The sequence below is a fragment of the Candidatus Symbiopectobacterium sp. 'North America' genome, from assembly GCF_015762685.1.
Taxonomy (GTDB): domain Bacteria; phylum Pseudomonadota; class Gammaproteobacteria; order Enterobacterales; family Enterobacteriaceae; genus Symbiopectobacterium.
Window position 1 is genome coordinate 1 of sequence record NZ_PEHF01000047.1, and the last position, 16,045, is coordinate 16,045.

8 protein-coding genes and 8 pseudogenes are annotated in these 16,045 nt (G+C 46.3%); 13 read left to right on the plus strand and 3 right to left on the minus strand.

The annotated features are described in order from the left end of the window. Positions 1–180 (minus strand): transposase (locus tag CS369_RS10080; protein ID WP_037381446.1); only part of this gene is annotated, 180 nt, incomplete at its 3' end. 86 nt (positions 181–266) lie between these two features. On the opposite strand from CS369_RS10080, the pseudogene CS369_RS25150 reads away from it, so the two are divergent. From CS369_RS25150 to CS369_RS10090, 3 genes and pseudogenes are all read left to right on the plus strand, one after another. Further along, positions 267–398, plus strand: a pseudogene (locus CS369_RS25150) (glycoside hydrolase family protein); the annotation flags it as partial. 88 nt (positions 399–486) lie between these two features. Next, complete coding sequence (locus CS369_RS10085; RefSeq protein ID WP_196906977.1) at positions 487–1,038, plus strand: hypothetical protein; 552 nt, start codon at positions 487–489, stop codon at positions 1,036–1,038. Between the two features lie 1,521 nt (positions 1,039–2,559). Continuing rightward, positions 2,560–3,665, plus strand: a pseudogene (locus CS369_RS10090) (SDR family oxidoreductase). A gap of 265 nt (positions 3,666–3,930) precedes the next feature. Here CS369_RS10090 and lpxP read toward each other — a convergent pair. Next, a complete protein-coding gene (gene lpxP / locus CS369_RS10095; protein ID WP_196906978.1) occupies positions 3,931–4,854 on the minus strand; it encodes a kdo(2)-lipid IV(A) palmitoleoyltransferase in 924 nt (307 codons plus the stop codon). Between the two features lie 613 nt (positions 4,855–5,467). Between lpxP and CS369_RS10100 the strand changes: the two genes are divergently transcribed. Then, a complete protein-coding gene (locus CS369_RS10100; RefSeq protein ID WP_196906979.1) occupies positions 5,468–6,277 on the plus strand; it encodes a gluconate 5-dehydrogenase in 810 nt (269 codons plus the stop codon). A gap of 121 nt (positions 6,278–6,398) precedes the next feature. Here the strand turns inward: CS369_RS10100 and CS369_RS10105 are convergent, their stop codons facing one another. After that, entirely contained in the window at positions 6,399–6,617 is a 219-nt protein-coding gene (locus tag CS369_RS10105; protein ID WP_196906985.1) for a KTSC domain-containing protein, read from the minus strand. Positions 6,618–6,832: 215 nt separating this feature from the next. Between CS369_RS10105 and CS369_RS10110 the strand changes: the two genes are divergently transcribed. The 9 genes and pseudogenes from CS369_RS10110 (at position 6,833) to CS369_RS10150 (ending at position 15,913) form a co-directional block, all read left to right on the plus strand. Then, positions 6,833–7,039: a DNA polymerase III subunit theta gene (locus CS369_RS10110; protein ID WP_196906980.1), complete on the plus strand. Its 207-nt coding sequence runs from the start codon at positions 6,833–6,835 to the stop codon at positions 7,037–7,039. A gap of 242 nt (positions 7,040–7,281) precedes the next feature. Further along, positions 7,282–7,710, plus strand: a complete 429-nt coding sequence (locus CS369_RS10115; RefSeq protein WP_196906981.1) for a hypothetical protein — start codon at positions 7,282–7,284, stop codon at positions 7,708–7,710. Positions 7,711–7,833: 123 nt separating this feature from the next. Beyond that, positions 7,834–9,044: pseudogene (locus CS369_RS10125) on the plus strand (inositol phosphate phosphatase SopB). 253 nt (positions 9,045–9,297) lie between these two features. Beyond that, complete coding sequence (locus CS369_RS10130) at positions 9,298–9,555, plus strand: hypothetical protein (RefSeq protein ID WP_196906984.1); 258 nt, start codon at positions 9,298–9,300, stop codon at positions 9,553–9,555. 672 nt (positions 9,556–10,227) lie between these two features. Beyond that, positions 10,228–12,191: pseudogene (locus CS369_RS10135) on the plus strand (EAL domain-containing protein). 107 nt (positions 12,192–12,298) lie between these two features. Further along, positions 12,299–13,724 (plus strand): annotated as a pseudogene (locus CS369_RS10140) (LytS/YhcK type 5TM receptor domain-containing protein); the annotation flags it as partial. 62 nt (positions 13,725–13,786) lie between these two features. Beyond that, a pseudogene (locus CS369_RS25155) lies at positions 13,787–14,124 on the plus strand (response regulator); the annotation flags it as partial. A 68-nt stretch (positions 14,125–14,192) separates the two neighbouring features. Beyond that, positions 14,193–14,525, plus strand: a pseudogene (locus CS369_RS25160) (LytTR family DNA-binding domain-containing protein); the annotation flags it as partial. A 176-nt stretch (positions 14,526–14,701) separates the two neighbouring features. Further along, a pseudogene (locus CS369_RS10150) lies at positions 14,702–15,913 on the plus strand (OFA family MFS transporter). Positions 15,914–16,045 lie beyond the last annotated feature (132 nt).

Here is a 16,045-nt window from a genome sequence, read left to right on the forward strand (position 1 = left end):
TTCAAGATCTTTCATCTTTTTGATATCAGACGCTTCCATACCCCCAAACTTTGCTTTCCAGTTGTAGTACGAGGCTTCAGATATTCCCGCTTCGCGGCAAACGTCTTTGACGGTACGTCCAGCTTCAACAGACTTTAAAACGGCGATGATCTGGTGTTCGGTGAATCGGGCTTTACGCATGGCGATCTCCTCAACGGGACATAATCAGTGTGTCAGAAGATCTCTAAAAGTGAATGGTTCGGTTTACCGGGATACTTACAGTTAGGGGAGCATATATTGCTGCTTGTAATCAGTTTCCTTGTTGGATTTATGCAAACAATAAACTTCTTGATGGGTTGATTGTGCGGCGTGAAAAGGAGAGAGCACTTTGTCGGCGTATCAAATCGATATCCAAATGAGTATTTATCAATGGCTTGTTTCAATAGCGCCACGTGAAATCTGGGGTACTCAACCTTATCAATGCATTTACTTTTTAATAGAGGAACCATGTTAATCGCGAAAATGAAAGTACTGCTACTTGGAGGTGCGTTGGTTGCTGCGTTCAGTGCTGGGTGGTATGTACAGGGATTGAGTTGGGATACGGATGTCGCACTGCGGGATAAGAAGCAGTCAGAGGATATCAGCACAGGGCAGCAAGCGATTATTGCAGGCCAGGCACTGCAATTTCATCGCTACAACGAAATCTCCAAACAGGCCAACCAATACGGCATTAACATTAAGGCTCAATCAGATGAAAAGCAGATTGTTTACCGCACCATCATCAAACGTGATCCGGCTGGCCGCCAGTGCGTGCCTGATGATGTGGCTGGCCGGTTGCTCGAGTTCGCGCACCGTTTACGTACCAGCGCAATGCGTCCCGTTGCCAGCGGAACTGACGCAACCAGTGCTGGTGCCACTGCCGCCAGCTGTCGATTGACGTATGGACAGGCCGTTTATTGGATTGATCCGTTATTAACGATGCTAGATAAAGCGTTCAGACAATTGGCTGACATACGTGAGATTGAATCACGTTGGGAAGAAGGAGTTGTAGCAAAGTAATGATATTGGTGTTAATTTAATCTATTGGAATCATGTGTGTATGGATATGTTCGCTTATTTCAGAAATTTTAAAAATGCTTTTTCTCGTCATAACAAGATGACATGCACACATTTTTCCGTATTTCTTTTACTCAGTATTTTTGCTTTTGTCATTTTGTTAGCTTTATTCTCAGGAATTCAGCTTCTCCTTGTTAGCACTCTATTGACGGATTATTTGACAGTTGCATATGTTGAGCTTTCTAATTATTTTATTTTCTTACTGTCATTTCTAATCGCATTTATACCTGCGATGCTTCATGCCATAAAACTTATGAAACAGTAATGTTGGGTCGGATGGGGAAGCGTCTGTGATAATCCATATGCAAGTTAGCTGACAGAAGAGTCTGATATGAATTGGGTATCGGTAGTCGATGAGCTACTTCTTAATCTTCCTGCAAGTAAATAGTTATCCCATCAGATTGTTACCATTCTAGCCTCAGCACCCACTGGGGCTTTCTTTTGTCTCAACAAAAGGTTATCCCATGACACAAATCACCAATCAGCATATTGAAAAAGAGGTTAAGGCCATAGGTTTAACCACACAGCGTGTTACACCTCAACCGAAGTGTGGTGAATAAGACATTCCCAGCCACTTCCCCGAGGTGGACTCAGTAGGACGTTATGAAAAATCACGATTGGAAAATATTGCAGGCTGCCTTCTTGGCGGAAAACGCCGAAACAGGCATCACTGCGCAGTAATTGTGTGAAAAGCATGGATTGAATGACCAGTCCGCGCGTCGTTGCATCGAAGCTCGCGTCGGGCAATGAGCGCAAAAGTCGATAAAGCAACGACGAAAAAAGACGCTTTACCGAAGGCTATCCCCAATCCTAGCCCGGTCAACCTATTCCAGCCCGGCAATCCAATTCTGCGTAAACATTCCCCTAAAACCATTCTTCAAAACTGTACAAAAAACAGGCTTTTTAGTTGCCGATAATCACCTTCACTATGAGATTGAGAACGGTATTGGTCGTGCATCCGGCGTGGATGCCAGTATAAGCGTTATCGAATCCAAGTAAGCTATCCATAAAGAATTTTTGCTTTAAATTTCACTTGAGCAAGTTGACAACACAACCCGTTCATTTTTTGGATACCCACAAGGATTAAACAAGGATGCATTTATTGAAGCTTTGTTTAATAACGCCTGTGTAATATTCCCATCCATAATCTATTATAGTAACAATATAGAGAGGGAAAATTGTGGTGCCTAACAATCCTTAGGTCCGGTATAGGCTAATTAATGTGTTAAAGAACACGATTAAATAGATTCTTTGTATGCAGGATACACCGATTTAGGTATGATCCCTTGCAATATATGGGTTTTATATACATTACTTGGTGTTCACAGAAACGTAAAAAAGTCTGGGATAGCCAGAGTCATATGATGGTCTTACTACTTTGTAAGCGGATAGTATCGTCCTTTAAATTAACGTAATACATGTACATTGTTTGTGCTTTTAGAAAAAGTGAGTCTGCGAGAAAAAATGAATAAGATATTAATTACTGGGGTTACAGGATTTGTTGGTGGAGCTACACTGGAAAATATTATTAATAATGATCTTAGCTGTGATTTACTTCTACTTGTTCGCGCTGACTCTTATGGTGATGCGGTCAGGCGCGTTCATGAAAATATGCGAAAGTTCAATATCAGTGAGAGTAAATTATCAAAAATAACAGAGAGTAATATATTATTGGGAGATCTTGGTAAATCCGACTTATATTTAGAGGACCCTCGGTTAGATAGCATAACGCATGTGATTAATTGTGCTGCTATTGCGTCATTTGGTAAGAACCCGATGATTTGGAAAGTTAACGTTGATGGTACTCTCGCGTTAGCCAAAAGAATGGCTAAGGTGAAGGGGTTACAGCGATTTCTGCATGTGGGTACGGCGATGTTTTGCACGCCAGAGCCCAATACACTTGTTTCTGAAGATACTCATTTTATTGAAAGTAAGAACCATTTTGTTGAATATACGCACTCGAAACTGATTGTTGAAAAACTAATGCGTAAGCATTGCCCTGAAATGCCACTTTTATTTGCGCGTCCTTCTATCGTTGTTGGTCACACCAAACACGGTTGCAAACCGTCCAGCAGCATTTTCTGGGTTTTCAATATGGGAGTGATGTTACAGAAATTCATGTGCTCAAGAAAGATCGCATTGATGTGATCCCGGTAGATTATTGTGCTGAAGCCATCATCATGCTCCTTAACCGTGATCTGCTTAATGGAGAGGTTGTTCATATCTCGGCAGGGGACGAACATTGTGTACAGTTCAAAGAAATTGATAATGCAATAGCTGATGCTATGCAGCGGAAATCCGTTGGCGATAAATATGCCAAGGTTAGTTATGATGTTTTGTTAACAATGCGTCGCGATTTGAAAAAATATTTGGTCCTTGTTATGAGCGGATTATGCTCAAAGCAATGTATTTATATGGTCAATTTGCCGAGTTGAATGTTCGGTTTGATAATCATAAATTATTAAGTTTAGGTATGCCAAAACCACCAAAGTTTACTGATTATATTGACTTGTGTAAGTAGCTCTCGTCATTTATCTATACCGCAACAAATGATGGTCGATTTCAAATAAAATAAAGACAAATCATTCAGATGTAAAAATACATTGTTAATCAGTGCTACCCAAATCAGCCCAGCGGTAATCGCTGGGCTGATTTGGGTTTAAAGACAGGGAATTAAGTTGCAGGGCAACGAGAGCCGCTTGCCCGAGCCCGTCTACGGATTCTCTGCTACTACCATACCAGATAGCTGCCTGCGCCCACAACGATAGCTACAACAATCATTATCATTGTGATTTTACTCATTGGTATTTCTCCTTATTTCCTTGGCAGTATCATTTAGATATACAGTGATTTTTCGCCTTGTGGCCGCGTTTTAAAGCGTCGGTGAACCCAGAGATACTGCTCAGGTGCGCGCAATATTTCGCGTTCTATGACCTTGTTGATGTAGGTCGCTGCCGCAGATTCATCGTTTTTCGGATAATCCAACAGTTCAGGCTCGATAATTAGCGTATAACCAGTAAGATCTGGTTTCCTGATGAGCGTGATAGTCAGCATAGCTGCACCGGAAAGACGGGAAAGGACGTAAGTTCCGTTGGTTGTTGCCACATCGCTGACCGCGAAGAAGGGCGCAAAGGTGCTGCCTTTCGGGCCGTAATCCTGATCGGGAGCAAACCAGACGGCTTCTCCCTGACGCAAAGCGGCGACCATGGCCTTCAGATTTCGGCGATCAATCATCGCTTTATTGGAACGCATTCTGCCCTTGGTCTGCACCCACTCCAGCAAGTGGTTATTGTGTGGACGATACATCGCCATCATTGGTTGGCACTGGCCCATGGCACGACCACCCAGCTCCAGCGACATAAAATGCACGCCAACCACCATAACGCCGCGTTTGTTCTCTTGAGCGCGCTGGAGATTTTGTAAACCTTGCACGTCGAACAGTTTACGAATGCGCTCGTTGGGCCAAAACCAGGCAATCCCGGTTTCGACCAGCGCCATTCCCAGCGACGCAAAGTTACCGGCAATAAGCCGTTCTTGTTCTTCGTCGTTTAACGTAGGGAAGCAGAGTTTAAGATTCCTACGCGCGATGGTTTCTCTTCGTTTAAGAAAAGGCCGCGACAACCGACCACATAGTGCACCCAGACGAATCAGCACGGGGTAGGGCAGTTGGACCAAGAGGAAAAGTACCGTAACACCAAACCAGGTTAGCCAGTAGCGAGGATGGAAAAAGGCAGGACAAAAACGAATGCTCGAACTCATGATGTTCCTATACGCACTATACAGAAAGAAAGGGATGTATCGCATAAAGAAACAGACTTTCTGTAAGCGGCACACTGGGACGAAAACCCTGATACCTGGGGGGATGTCCTCACTCCAGCAAGCTGCCTGACCTGAAGGTTTCAGCAAACGGCGCACTCCTCATTCATACTTGCTATATGATAGAGGTAAGGCATTCAGCTTATCCAGCGGTTTCATTCATCATTTTGCCAATTTGCATGTTCTTTACGAATCTCTTCGGATGGCGCTCTGATTTTATTGATGTTCTGCCCTGCGAGGTCAGGTAGCGTAATCGGGTGAGGGGGGCAGCCATGTGGAACAACGCGCTATAAAATTTGATCTCCATAGCTTTTTCACAAAATATCGTTACTTATAAAATGAAACAATTTTCCGTTTTTTTGTTGGCGTGTGGTATTTTATGACTCTAGGACTGGATATGATTACGTTGTTCTAACGCAGTAGCCTCACAGTAAGTGCCGCGCTTCTGGTTGATCGGTATCAGATGACGGAAGTATGAAGGGGCGATTACAGAGATGCGGTGATGTGAATCATATCGCTCTTAATCTTTTCGCTAAATCGATATGGGAATGGTTAAATGAGTAATTATCAGCAGCAGTTTTCTCTTGAAGGTAAAGTGGCTCTGGTCACAGGGGCCTCTTACTGTATTGGTTTTGCCATTGCCATTGCCAGTGCATTGGGCGAAGCTGGGGCGACAATCGTTTTTAATGGTATCAAACAAGATGCGATCGAAAAAGGCTTAGCCACTTATAAATACGCTGGTCTGAAAGCGCACGGTTATGTCTTTGACGTAACTGATGAAGCTGCGGTAAACGCAACAGTTAAAAAAATCGAAGAAGAAGTGGGTGTGATTGATATTCTGGTCAACAACGCCGGTATCATTCAACGCACTCCGATGCTTGAAATGGAAGTGTCTGATTTCCGTAAAGTGATCGATGTTGACTTGAACGCGCCATTCATCGTTTCCAAGGCTGTTTTGCCGTCGATGATCAAAAAAGGTCACGGCAAAATCATCAACATCTGCTCCATGATGAGCGAACTGGGTCGCGAAACTGTCGCTGGATATGCGGCGGCAAAAGGCGGCCTGAAAATGCTGACCAAAAATATCTGTTCTGAATTTGGCGAAGCCAACATTCAATGTAACGGTATTGGCCCTGGCTACATCGCTATGCTGCAAACTGCACCGCTGCGTGAAATTCAGGCTGATGGCTCTCGTCATCCGTTCGACCAGTTCATCATCGCAAAAACACCCGCTGCACGCTGGGGCACGACCGACGATCTGAAAAGGCCTGCTTTATTCCTGGCGTCCAACGCGTCTGATTTCGTGAATGGTCACATTCTGTACGTTGACGGCGGTATCCTGGCTTACATCGGTAAGCAGCCGTAATTGTCGTTCACCAGGCCTCTGCCTGGTGAGCAACGGTGTTAACCAACAAACGGGAGCTTAGCTCCCGTTTGCCTTTTTGTTACCCAGAATGTTTGTTACTGAAAAAACGCCTACGGCCCGACTAGGCCAATTGGTGGCATAAAAATTTCCCTTTTATCACCCCATCGAAAAACCGGCCTTTCGAAACCACTGCATCGGAAATGTATTTTTTATAAATTCTTTCCGGAACATCTAGGTATTGATAAATCTCACCGTTATGAAAGGCGATTTCCAATATGCGTTTATCGAGATCGTAGCCGATCGCGCGAATTCTGGAGGATGTGACTGAATGCCGCAACACCACGTATGTCCTCTATACCTGTCAGCAAAGACAAACTATACGGCATTTAGGAACGTGGTATCCAGCGTTACCTGCATATCGCGTGATAGGAAAATTGACTGCTCACTTTGTGATCTGCGGCAATGTTTTTCTGTATCGCTTACAACGTGTTTTACACAGGGTGTTGTATATTTTTAATACAGCATGGTGCTGACCACAAGGGAGGATCTGTTGGTATGATTAATTTTGAAAAGATGATTCTCGAATACAGTGACAAGTATGCAGATTTTGCTGCATCGACAGTCGCCTTTATGGAAAGCCAGAAGCGTGAAATATGCGTAGAAACAATCGCCCAGAAAATCTCACCGGAAAAAAGAGCCTATTTTGAAGCTCGGTTAGCGCATTACCGGAGCATCTATAAAGCGCAAACGCTGGTTGAGTGATGTAAGGATTGCAGCGGCACTCTGCTTTCCTTTATGCCTTACATCGCTCTATTTGCTCAGGAAATATCATTCAGGGATGAAGCAGTTCGTGGTTCGCCTGTAGGGTGCTACCCTCCCGCAACGTAGACATTTTCATCTTCATCAGCGAGTCATCGCTATCACCGTTGAATTGGGCGTTTAATAGTAGTTGATCGCATTCGGGGCCAGTAACGTTATCGCTCAATAAGTGGAGGAGTTATTCTATGAGCGTAAATGGTTTATTGGGCATCCGACGACAGAAATATCATGTTAATAACCATCTGAATAGTAGTGCAAAAACGGAGGGGCCAGTCACCTCTGACAACACAAAATTGTGGGTGAATCACCTAAAGTCCGCAGTGCAAATCAATGACAGGCCAACATTGCATATCACGGCTGATAAGAAAAAAACCTTTATAAGTACAGTGGCACAGCGTGTTAAACAGTATAAAGCAGCAAAGAACTCGGATGTTGAACGTAAACGTGAAGACGTAGACACGTCCTCCCGCACAACAGAAGCGCTAAGTGTTTTAGAAGGGCATTTGCTCAGCGCCGCCACCAGCGCAATGTTGGCATTGGGGCGCGATCTCTCATCATTACTGGATCAAACTCGCGAGAAACTGCACGCGGAAAACAGAGCGCTCACCAAATAGGAGTTGCAGAGAGCGAAAACCATAAAGCCGCTATTGATAGACGGGCTGACAAGAGAGTTTACCAATCTAGGATTTCCGAAAAAATAAGCAAAAGCACAAGCCAAGCAAGCTTTTGCGGCAGGCTTGCGCGAGGAGCTAAATACCCGGAAATGGGAAACGATCAATACGCGTTTTCAACATAACAATGTGGACTATCAGTGTACGCTCACGCCGGCCGGACAGATGAAGCAGGGTGAGAGCGGTATTTTTCATACCCGCTACAATGACAAGGGTATTGCTTCCTCCTCCTCGCAAGAAACCTCACATGCCACGAATTTATGGCTGTCAGAATTCAGTGCCCTTGGTGAAAAGGGGACACCGCAAAGGCTGTTTACTGGGATTCTTCACGGTATCTTGTCTCCTTTTGGATTGGCAAAAAATTCGGATGCACGTTATTTCGGTGCACAAACGCGTGCTATGGAAGTGGTTACTGCCGCGCTGTTCGCCCGCTGCGTGACGCCGAGCAAGGAAAAACGGTGGCGCTGAATTTGGCTTCAACATCATTGGTTACTGGAGGGTTCGGGGCTGAAAAAGAAATGATGGACGACCAGATGCAGGCATGGGCGCAACTGAGTCAACAGCAGCCGTTGCAGGTTCCGTTAAGGGATGCACAGGGCAATATTTATCACGCCTCGGTCAATCTGAACGTTGCGGCATTCAACTTCGGCGTCAATGAGTTTGTACTCATAGGCAACATAGGGTGGAAACAGGCCGATGGTTACAATGAAGCGGCGCTGAAAACGCTGCTCGGCAATGATTTAAGCGTAACTTCTCCACCAAAAGGATGGGGGGGAGACTATTTATCTAAACATCCTACGGCAGAAAATGCACAAAAAGTTCGAACGCTAAGCCAGCAGTTAAAAACCATTTTGGCCAATAAAACGCACCATCGTGATGGTAGCGTACCCTATAAAGCGGCTTTGCGTGTTGCCCTGCTCGCCAATGAAATTGGTGCGATGCCTTGTTGGAACTGCAAGAGTGGTAAAGACAGAACCGGTATGTTGGATGCGGAAATTAAACGTGAAACAGTGAAAATGCATCAACATGACACTGGCGTGATGACACAAGCCTTGAATGTCAGTTTACCGAGAAGTTCGCTGGACAGAGCGGAACAACAACTGTTACAGACCATTTTGCTTCACGGTGGAAATAAAGAGGTGCAGCAGTATAACACTGGCGCTCCTGGGAATAAGGTGGCTAAACCATTGCCAAAATTTCTGACGTTGTCCACGCGTCAAAGAATCGGGGACGAGCATGCCTTTAATAATACCCGAGGATTATCTGAGTTCGTGTAGCAATGCAAAAATGTTGCGTTGATGTAGTTGAAATGCGTCAAATAAACAACAATAACATTGCCATTTATAAGGTGTTTTGTGTGAGATTTTAATGGGTTCGACCGACTGTAAAAACGTGAGTAAACCTTGATCTAAATCACAATCGACGAACCCGCTTTTTGGTGTTATGAAAATCCCGTCGTCTGGGAAATGGCTCCATTAATATAAATTGATTCGAGCAAAGTATAACGTTACGTTATGCTGCGGAGGAAATATGTCGGTTATTCGCACATGCCTTAACCTGTTTGGTGGTGATACGGTAATTGTTCGGTGTTTTAATACGTTTGATATTCATATGAGCGATTCTACACCGGAATTGCAAACCACACCGGAGGTGATGCAAAACAACAGTATTAGCATTAGTGCTGAAGATGAGGTCTATTTCACTGTTCCTTATACTGGTGAGTGGAACTTAACCATTTATGCAAAGAATGATACGCCAGAGCATTCAATTAGTTATTTTCTCGCATAATAACGCCGTTACTCAGGGATGAGATAAATAAAATAGCGAATATCTTCTATCTATGGCGCAATATATCGGTTAACGCTGATAGTGACGTAGCGCCTAAGAAATAGGTTGAGAGCTATTTAATGTCGGTGATTATGCGTGGCGTTGACTGTAACACTACGGTGTTGATTACACCGCAACTATCTCATTCAGCTTATATTCACATTTGCTTATATTATTAAGCGCTCTTTTCTATGCCGACAATAGTTCTGTCTCTTCGACAAAGGTAAGGCTCAATACCTTGAGCCACAGGTAGTGCTGTGATGCTAATCACGCCTCTTGGCTACCAATGTTGCCAAGGATATACGATGTTCCTTAATTTTAAAGCCTCCTGCAACGAAGCGAACAAAACGCAGCCATACTATTAACACTCGAACAGATTCTTACGCATTTCTGCTACGCTTGAAGACAAGGTTTCGGCAACAAAAGCATAGCGACGGCCTGGTAACCAAGCGAGTAGAGCAAAGCTTGATTACTGACGGTACAGGATTCCCCGTATCCGTGTGAATTGAACGTGCGTCATTCATCTGCATCTGTGACCAGGCACGGCATCATTATCTTAACGTTATGACCATCGGTAGCGTAGAAGGCACTGTATGAGCCAGGCACCAAGACTAAAAAGATGAGGCAAAACGCTTGGCTGCCCTGAGCGAATACGGCATCGACCATGGCCTTTGCGATCCTGGCTTGAATAATTTGCTCAATTTGGCGGCAAATGTGCTCAACGTCCCCATCGTGCTGGTGTCTCTGATTGAAGAACAGCGTCAGTTACTGGCTGCTGGTTTGGGGATATCGGTTTGCGAAACGTCGCGTGAAGCCTCTTTCTGCGCGCATGCTATTTTGCGACGCAAGATCATGGTCATTCCCGATGCCAGATTCGATGCGCGCTTTAAAGATAATCCCATGGTTGTCGGAACGACTCATATCCGTTTCTATGCGGGGATACCGTTACGCACGCTATCAGGTTATGCTATTGGGACATTGTGCATCATTGACCTTAAACCCCGGCGCACGCTGAGCGCCCGAGACGAACATAACATGCAGGATTTAGCCGCACTGGTAATGGACAGACTGGAAATGCGGCGACTTGAATTGGCGCGAAATGCCAGTCAGGTTCGCTTTGAGAATATTGCCAACACCTCACTAGACTCAATTATCTGTGTGAATGATAAGGGAATTATCACATTTTGGAATGCGTCAGCGGAGAAAATGCTCGAATATTCTCGTGCGCAAATTACTGGCAATAACATCGACACGATTGTTCCCAAAGCTTTTATCGAAAAATTCAACGCCGCGGTGAGTGACAAGGAAGCTCTCATCAAAGGTGTCACCGTTGAACTTAAAGTTCAAAGTCGTAGTGAAGCTCTGATTCCAGTAGAGCTTTCTGTTTCCATGTGGGCAGATGACTTTACCGTGAGCTACGGTGCTATAAGGATGTGAACGACAGCCTTGGGCACGCTCGGGGTGATGAAATACTGGTCAGCGTCGCGAAGAAGATACAATCCAGCGTCCGTGCTGGGGATCTCGTAGCGCGAATGGGCGGCGACGAATTTGCGGTATTGCTGCCCGGCGTAAGTGATTTCAAACTCGCCGCCGAGACGGCGGAGCGCATTATTCAGGAAATTTCGCAGGCGATGATCGTGGAGGAACACCAGATCAACATCAGCGCCAGCGTGGGCATGGTGCTTTATCCTATGCATGGCATTACGGCACAGGATTTGTTGACCAGCGCCGATTTGGCGCTCTATCAGGCGAAAGCGGAAGGGCGCAACTGTCACCGTTTCTTCACGCGCGAAATGCGTGAGATCTTTCAAGCCAAGCATGCATTTCAATTGGAGTTCATTCGCGCCTACGAACAGTGCGAGTTTGAAGTTTTTTATCAGCCTCAAGTCAATTTGATCACCAATGAAATTATCGGCGCCGAGGCATTATTACGCTGGCGGCATCCGCAAAAAGGGTTGCTGGGACCTGGCGCGTTTTTGGCTGCGCTGGAACGAGGCCCTTGGGCTGAACGTATCGGCGACTGGGTGGTTGAAACCGCATGTCGTCAAGCGGCGGAGTGGTGTGAAGCAGGGGCCAAAAATTTTCGTATCAGTATTAATTTATTCAGCGCCCAGTTCCGTTCGGGCACCCTGGCGCAAAAGATCGAGCAGGTGCTGGCGCGCACAGGGCTTGACGCGGGTTTGCTGGAGTTGGAAATCACAGAAAACATCATCTTGCGCTATGACGAAAACATGTTGCAGCCGTTGAAAGTGCTGCGGGATGCGGGAATTGGTATTGCTTTTGATGATTATGGCACGGGCTACGCGTCGTTGAGCATGCTGAAGAATTATCCGGTAACCCGGCTTAAGATCGATCAAACCTTTGTACGCGCCATGTGCGATTCGCCGCCGGATGCGGCGATAGTGCGTGCCATTCTGTATTTGGGCAAAAGTTTTGGCCTTAACGTCATTGCTGAAGGCGTAGAGACCATGAAGCAATGCGAGCGCTTGCGCAACAAAGGCTGTGAAGAGGCGCAGGGATATCTGTTTGGTCACCCCATGATGGCAGAAGATTTTACTCAGCAGCTACGTGCACAGATGGTCTCGGAACCCCGCTAACAACGTACATTTCCGTTATTCAGCCCACCACGCGCAAACAAAAAATGGAATATAGATCACATTTTTTATAGTGGTGGGCTGGTGTCGCGTTAGATGTGGGATTGGTTGTGCACGAAATCTTCGAAATGTTACTGGCAGTGTTTGAACGCGCTGCGTTAATGTTGATTTGCCTGTTTTTTTTAACGCGAACGCGCAGCGGTCACCGCTATCTTCTCCCTGTTTGCGCTGTTTGGCACCTATTCAAGCATCAACGTTGAAGGCTCCCTGGTTAACGTCAGGGTGATTGCCGTCATGTCGGGCGGCATTCTGTTTGGCCCTTGGGTAGGTATCGCGACCGGCACCATTGCTGGTGTGCATCGCTATTTGATCGATATCAACGGCATCACATCTGTCCCTTGTCTGATTACCAGTATTATCGCGGGAATTACTGCGGGCTACATCAATCGCAAGGTGAAGAAAGAGAAACAGTGGAGCATCGGTATTTTTGGCGGCATGATGTGCGAGTCGCTGACGATGCTGCTGGTGGTACTTTGGGCAACGCCTACCGCGCTGGGATTGGATATTGTGTCCAAGATTGCGGTGCCGATGATTGCTGGATCTGTCTGCATCGGGCTGATTGTATTGCTGGTGTAGAGTGTGGCGAATGAAAAAGAGGTGATAGCCGCACGGCAAGCGAAACTGGCATTGGATATTGCCCATAAGACGCTGCCTTATTTCTGTAATATCAATAGTCATTCACTGGCAGCGATCTGTCGTATTATTCGCACTGAAATCAATGCCGATGTGGTCGCCATGACCAATACGCAGCATATTCTGGCCTACGTTGGCGTCGGGAAAGAAAAATACAACATTGGTCATGACATTATTAGTCCTATGACGCAGCAGGTGATTCTCGATGGCAAAATAATTATTAAAAATAATGATGAACAGCATCTGACGCCGGAAATTCATTCGATGATTGTCATTCCGTTATTTGAGCATGGACAGGTGACGGGCACGCTAAAAATTTATTATCGCCATGCCCATAGAATTACTTACTCATTGCAGATAATGGCTGTTGGTTTGTCGCAACTGATGTCAACCCAGATCGAGGTTTCACGCACCGAGCAACTGCGTGACATGGCGAATAAGGCTGAACTGAGGGCCTTGCAGAGTAAAATTAACCCCCATTTTCTCTTTAATGCGTTGAATGCCATTTCATCGTCGATCCGTATTAATCCTGATACCGCGCGTCAGTTAGTGATCAATTTGTCGCGCTATCTGCGCTACAACCTTAAGTTGAACGATGATGCGTTGATTGATGTGAAAAAGGAGCTTTACCAGATTCGTGATTATATCGCCATTGAGCAGGCGCGCTTTGGTGCAAAGCTCACGGTGATTTACGACATTGATGACGATCTGTCCTATCAAATTCCCAGTCTGTTGATCCAGCCGCTGGTGGAAAATGCCATTGTGCACGGCATTCAACCCTGCCGTGGCAAGGACTCGGTGGTCATAGCAGTAAAAGATCTGGGAGAGCGATTGCGCGTGGCTGACTCTGCGCGTATGGTGCCGGAAAATAATGTGATGGCCACGATGGTCGCAGGAGATAAGTGGTGAAAGCCATTATTGTTGAAGATGAGTTCCTGGCGCAGGAAGAACTTAATTATCTGATTCGCCAGCACAGCGACATTGAGATCGTGGCAACGTTTGACGATGGTATGGATGTGCTGAAATACCTGCAACACAACGACGTTGATGCCATTTTTCTTGATATAAACATACCATCGCTTAATGGCGTCTTTCTCGCGCAAAACATCAGCAAGTTTGCGCAAAAACAGTACATTATCTTTATCACCGCGTATAAAGAACATGCGGTCGAAGCCTTTGAAGTGGATGCGTTTGACTCCCTATCATGAGGCGCGCATCGTCACCATGCTGCAAAAGCTGAAAAATGCCTGGCAGTTACGGCAATCCGCCCCGACGCCAGAAAACATCAGCGCCGATAATGCCCCACGCATAGGACAACACACCATCAATCTGATGAAAGATGAGCGCATTATCGTTACCGACATCAATCAAATCTATTACGCTGCTGCGCAGGAAAAGGTGACGTTGGTCTATACACGGCGTGAAACTTTTATCATGCCAATGAACATTACCGAGTTTTGTAGCCGGTTACCGGAAGAGATGTTCTTTCGCTGCCACCGTTCTTACTGCGTCAACCTGACGAAAATCCGCGAAATCGTACCCTGGTTCAATAATACCTACATCCTGCGGTTGCACGAGTTGGAATTTGAAGTGCCAGTGAGCCGCAGTAAGGTAAAAATCTTTCGTGCATTGATGCGCCTGTAACGGCATTTCATTCCGTTTTGACGGCATCTCATTCCTGATTCGATCTTTTCACGTCACGCCGCTTGTAGACTGGCCCCAACACGTAAGCGGGTGGTCTAAGGTGCAGGTACCATGGCCCATTTTGCTTACCTTCTTTGATGTTCCCTCAGGGAACCGTTTTACTAAGAGGTCGGCCTATGAATGCCAAACCAACTCGTCGCGGCCAGATCGTACTGGGCACGATCATCGCGCAAATGGGGCTGGGGACTATTTACACCTGGAGTCTGTTTAACCAACCGCTGGTCGACATTTTCGGGTGGTCGCTCAGCGCCGTGGCAACGACGTTTTCCATCACCAGTTTCAGCCTGGCGTTTGCAACGCTGTTTGCCGGAAAATTGCAGGAGCGCATTGGCATTCGGCGCTTAACGCTATGCGCCGGTATCGTGCTGGGTCTGGAATTAATGGCCAGTTCAGGAGTGACCTCTTTGCTGGGAATGTACTTGCTGATGGGCGTTGTGGTTGGCTTTGCCGATGGCACCGCGTATATCACCACGCTGTCCAACCTGATCAAATGGTTCCCTGAACGCAACGGGTTGATTGCCGGTGTTTCTGTCGGGGCATTTGGTACCGGCAGCTTGGTATTTAAATATATCAACAGTTTTCTGATCTCATAAGTAGGCGCATCTCATGCCTTTTTCTATTGGGGGCTGATGGCAATGATCATGATCGGACTGGGTAGCACCTTGCTGAAAGAGCCGCCGACACATGCTGCCAATGGAAAAACGGCAATCACCTACGGTACGCGTGATTTTACTTTGGGCGAAATGCTGGGGATCAAAGAAGCCTATCTGCTGTTTGTGATTTTCTTTACGGCGTGCATGAGCGGTTTGTACCTGATTGGCGTGGTAAAGGATATCGGTGTGGAAATGGCTGGTATGGATAAACAAATGGCGGCTAACGCTATTTTCAATACGGTAGGGCGTATTGTGTTGGGTGCAATGTCAGATAAAGTCGACCGCCTGCGCGTTGTCAGCGGGACGCTGCTGGTTACTGCATTGGCTGTGACGGTTATGGCCTTCCTGCTGCTGTCACCTGTGTTGTTTTTTATCTGTGTCAGCGCCATTGCCTTCTGCTTTGGCGGCAATATCACTGTGTTCCCTGTCATTGTCGGCGACTTCTTCGGTCTGAAACATCACAGTAAAAACTATGGCGTCATTTATCAGGGATTTGGTATCGGTGCGCTGTCTGGCTCTTTCATTGCGGCGCGACTGGGTGGTTTTCACGCTACCTTTATTGCGATCGCAGTATTGTCAGCGCTGTCACTGCTGATTGCGTTGTGGATCAAACCGCCCAAGCACGTCCGCACGCAACCCGAGATGCCTGCGACAGTGGCGCATGTCCGCGGATAATACGCTGCACTAACGACATAAATGCCTTATTATGCAGAGCCCCTGGGTTTTTACCCGGGGGCTAATGATATGGTCACCCCCACCCTGTAGCGGTACGCTGGCAGGGTGTTTTTCTTTCAGGAGAGGCCATCA

What these genes read in the sequence shown, in the direction of transcription:
- CS369_RS10085 (WP_196906977.1), top strand. Translation starts at nt 487, where the DNA reads ATGTTAATCGCGAAAATGAAAGTACTGCTACTTGGAGGTGCGTTGGTT.
- lpxP (WP_196906978.1), bottom strand. Translation starts at nt 4,854, where the DNA reads ATGAGTTCGAGCATTCGTTTTTGTCCTGCCTTTTTCCATCCTCGCTAC.
- CS369_RS10100 (WP_196906979.1), top strand. Translation starts at nt 5,468, where the DNA reads ATGAGTAATTATCAGCAGCAGTTTTCTCTTGAAGGTAAAGTGGCTCTG.
- CS369_RS10110 (WP_196906980.1), top strand. Translation starts at nt 6,833, where the DNA reads ATGATTAATTTTGAAAAGATGATTCTCGAATACAGTGACAAGTATGCA.
- CS369_RS10115 (WP_196906981.1), top strand. Translation starts at nt 7,282, where the DNA reads ATGAGCGTAAATGGTTTATTGGGCATCCGACGACAGAAATATCATGTT.
- CS369_RS10130 (WP_196906984.1), top strand. Translation starts at nt 9,298, where the DNA reads ATGTCGGTTATTCGCACATGCCTTAACCTGTTTGGTGGTGATACGGTA.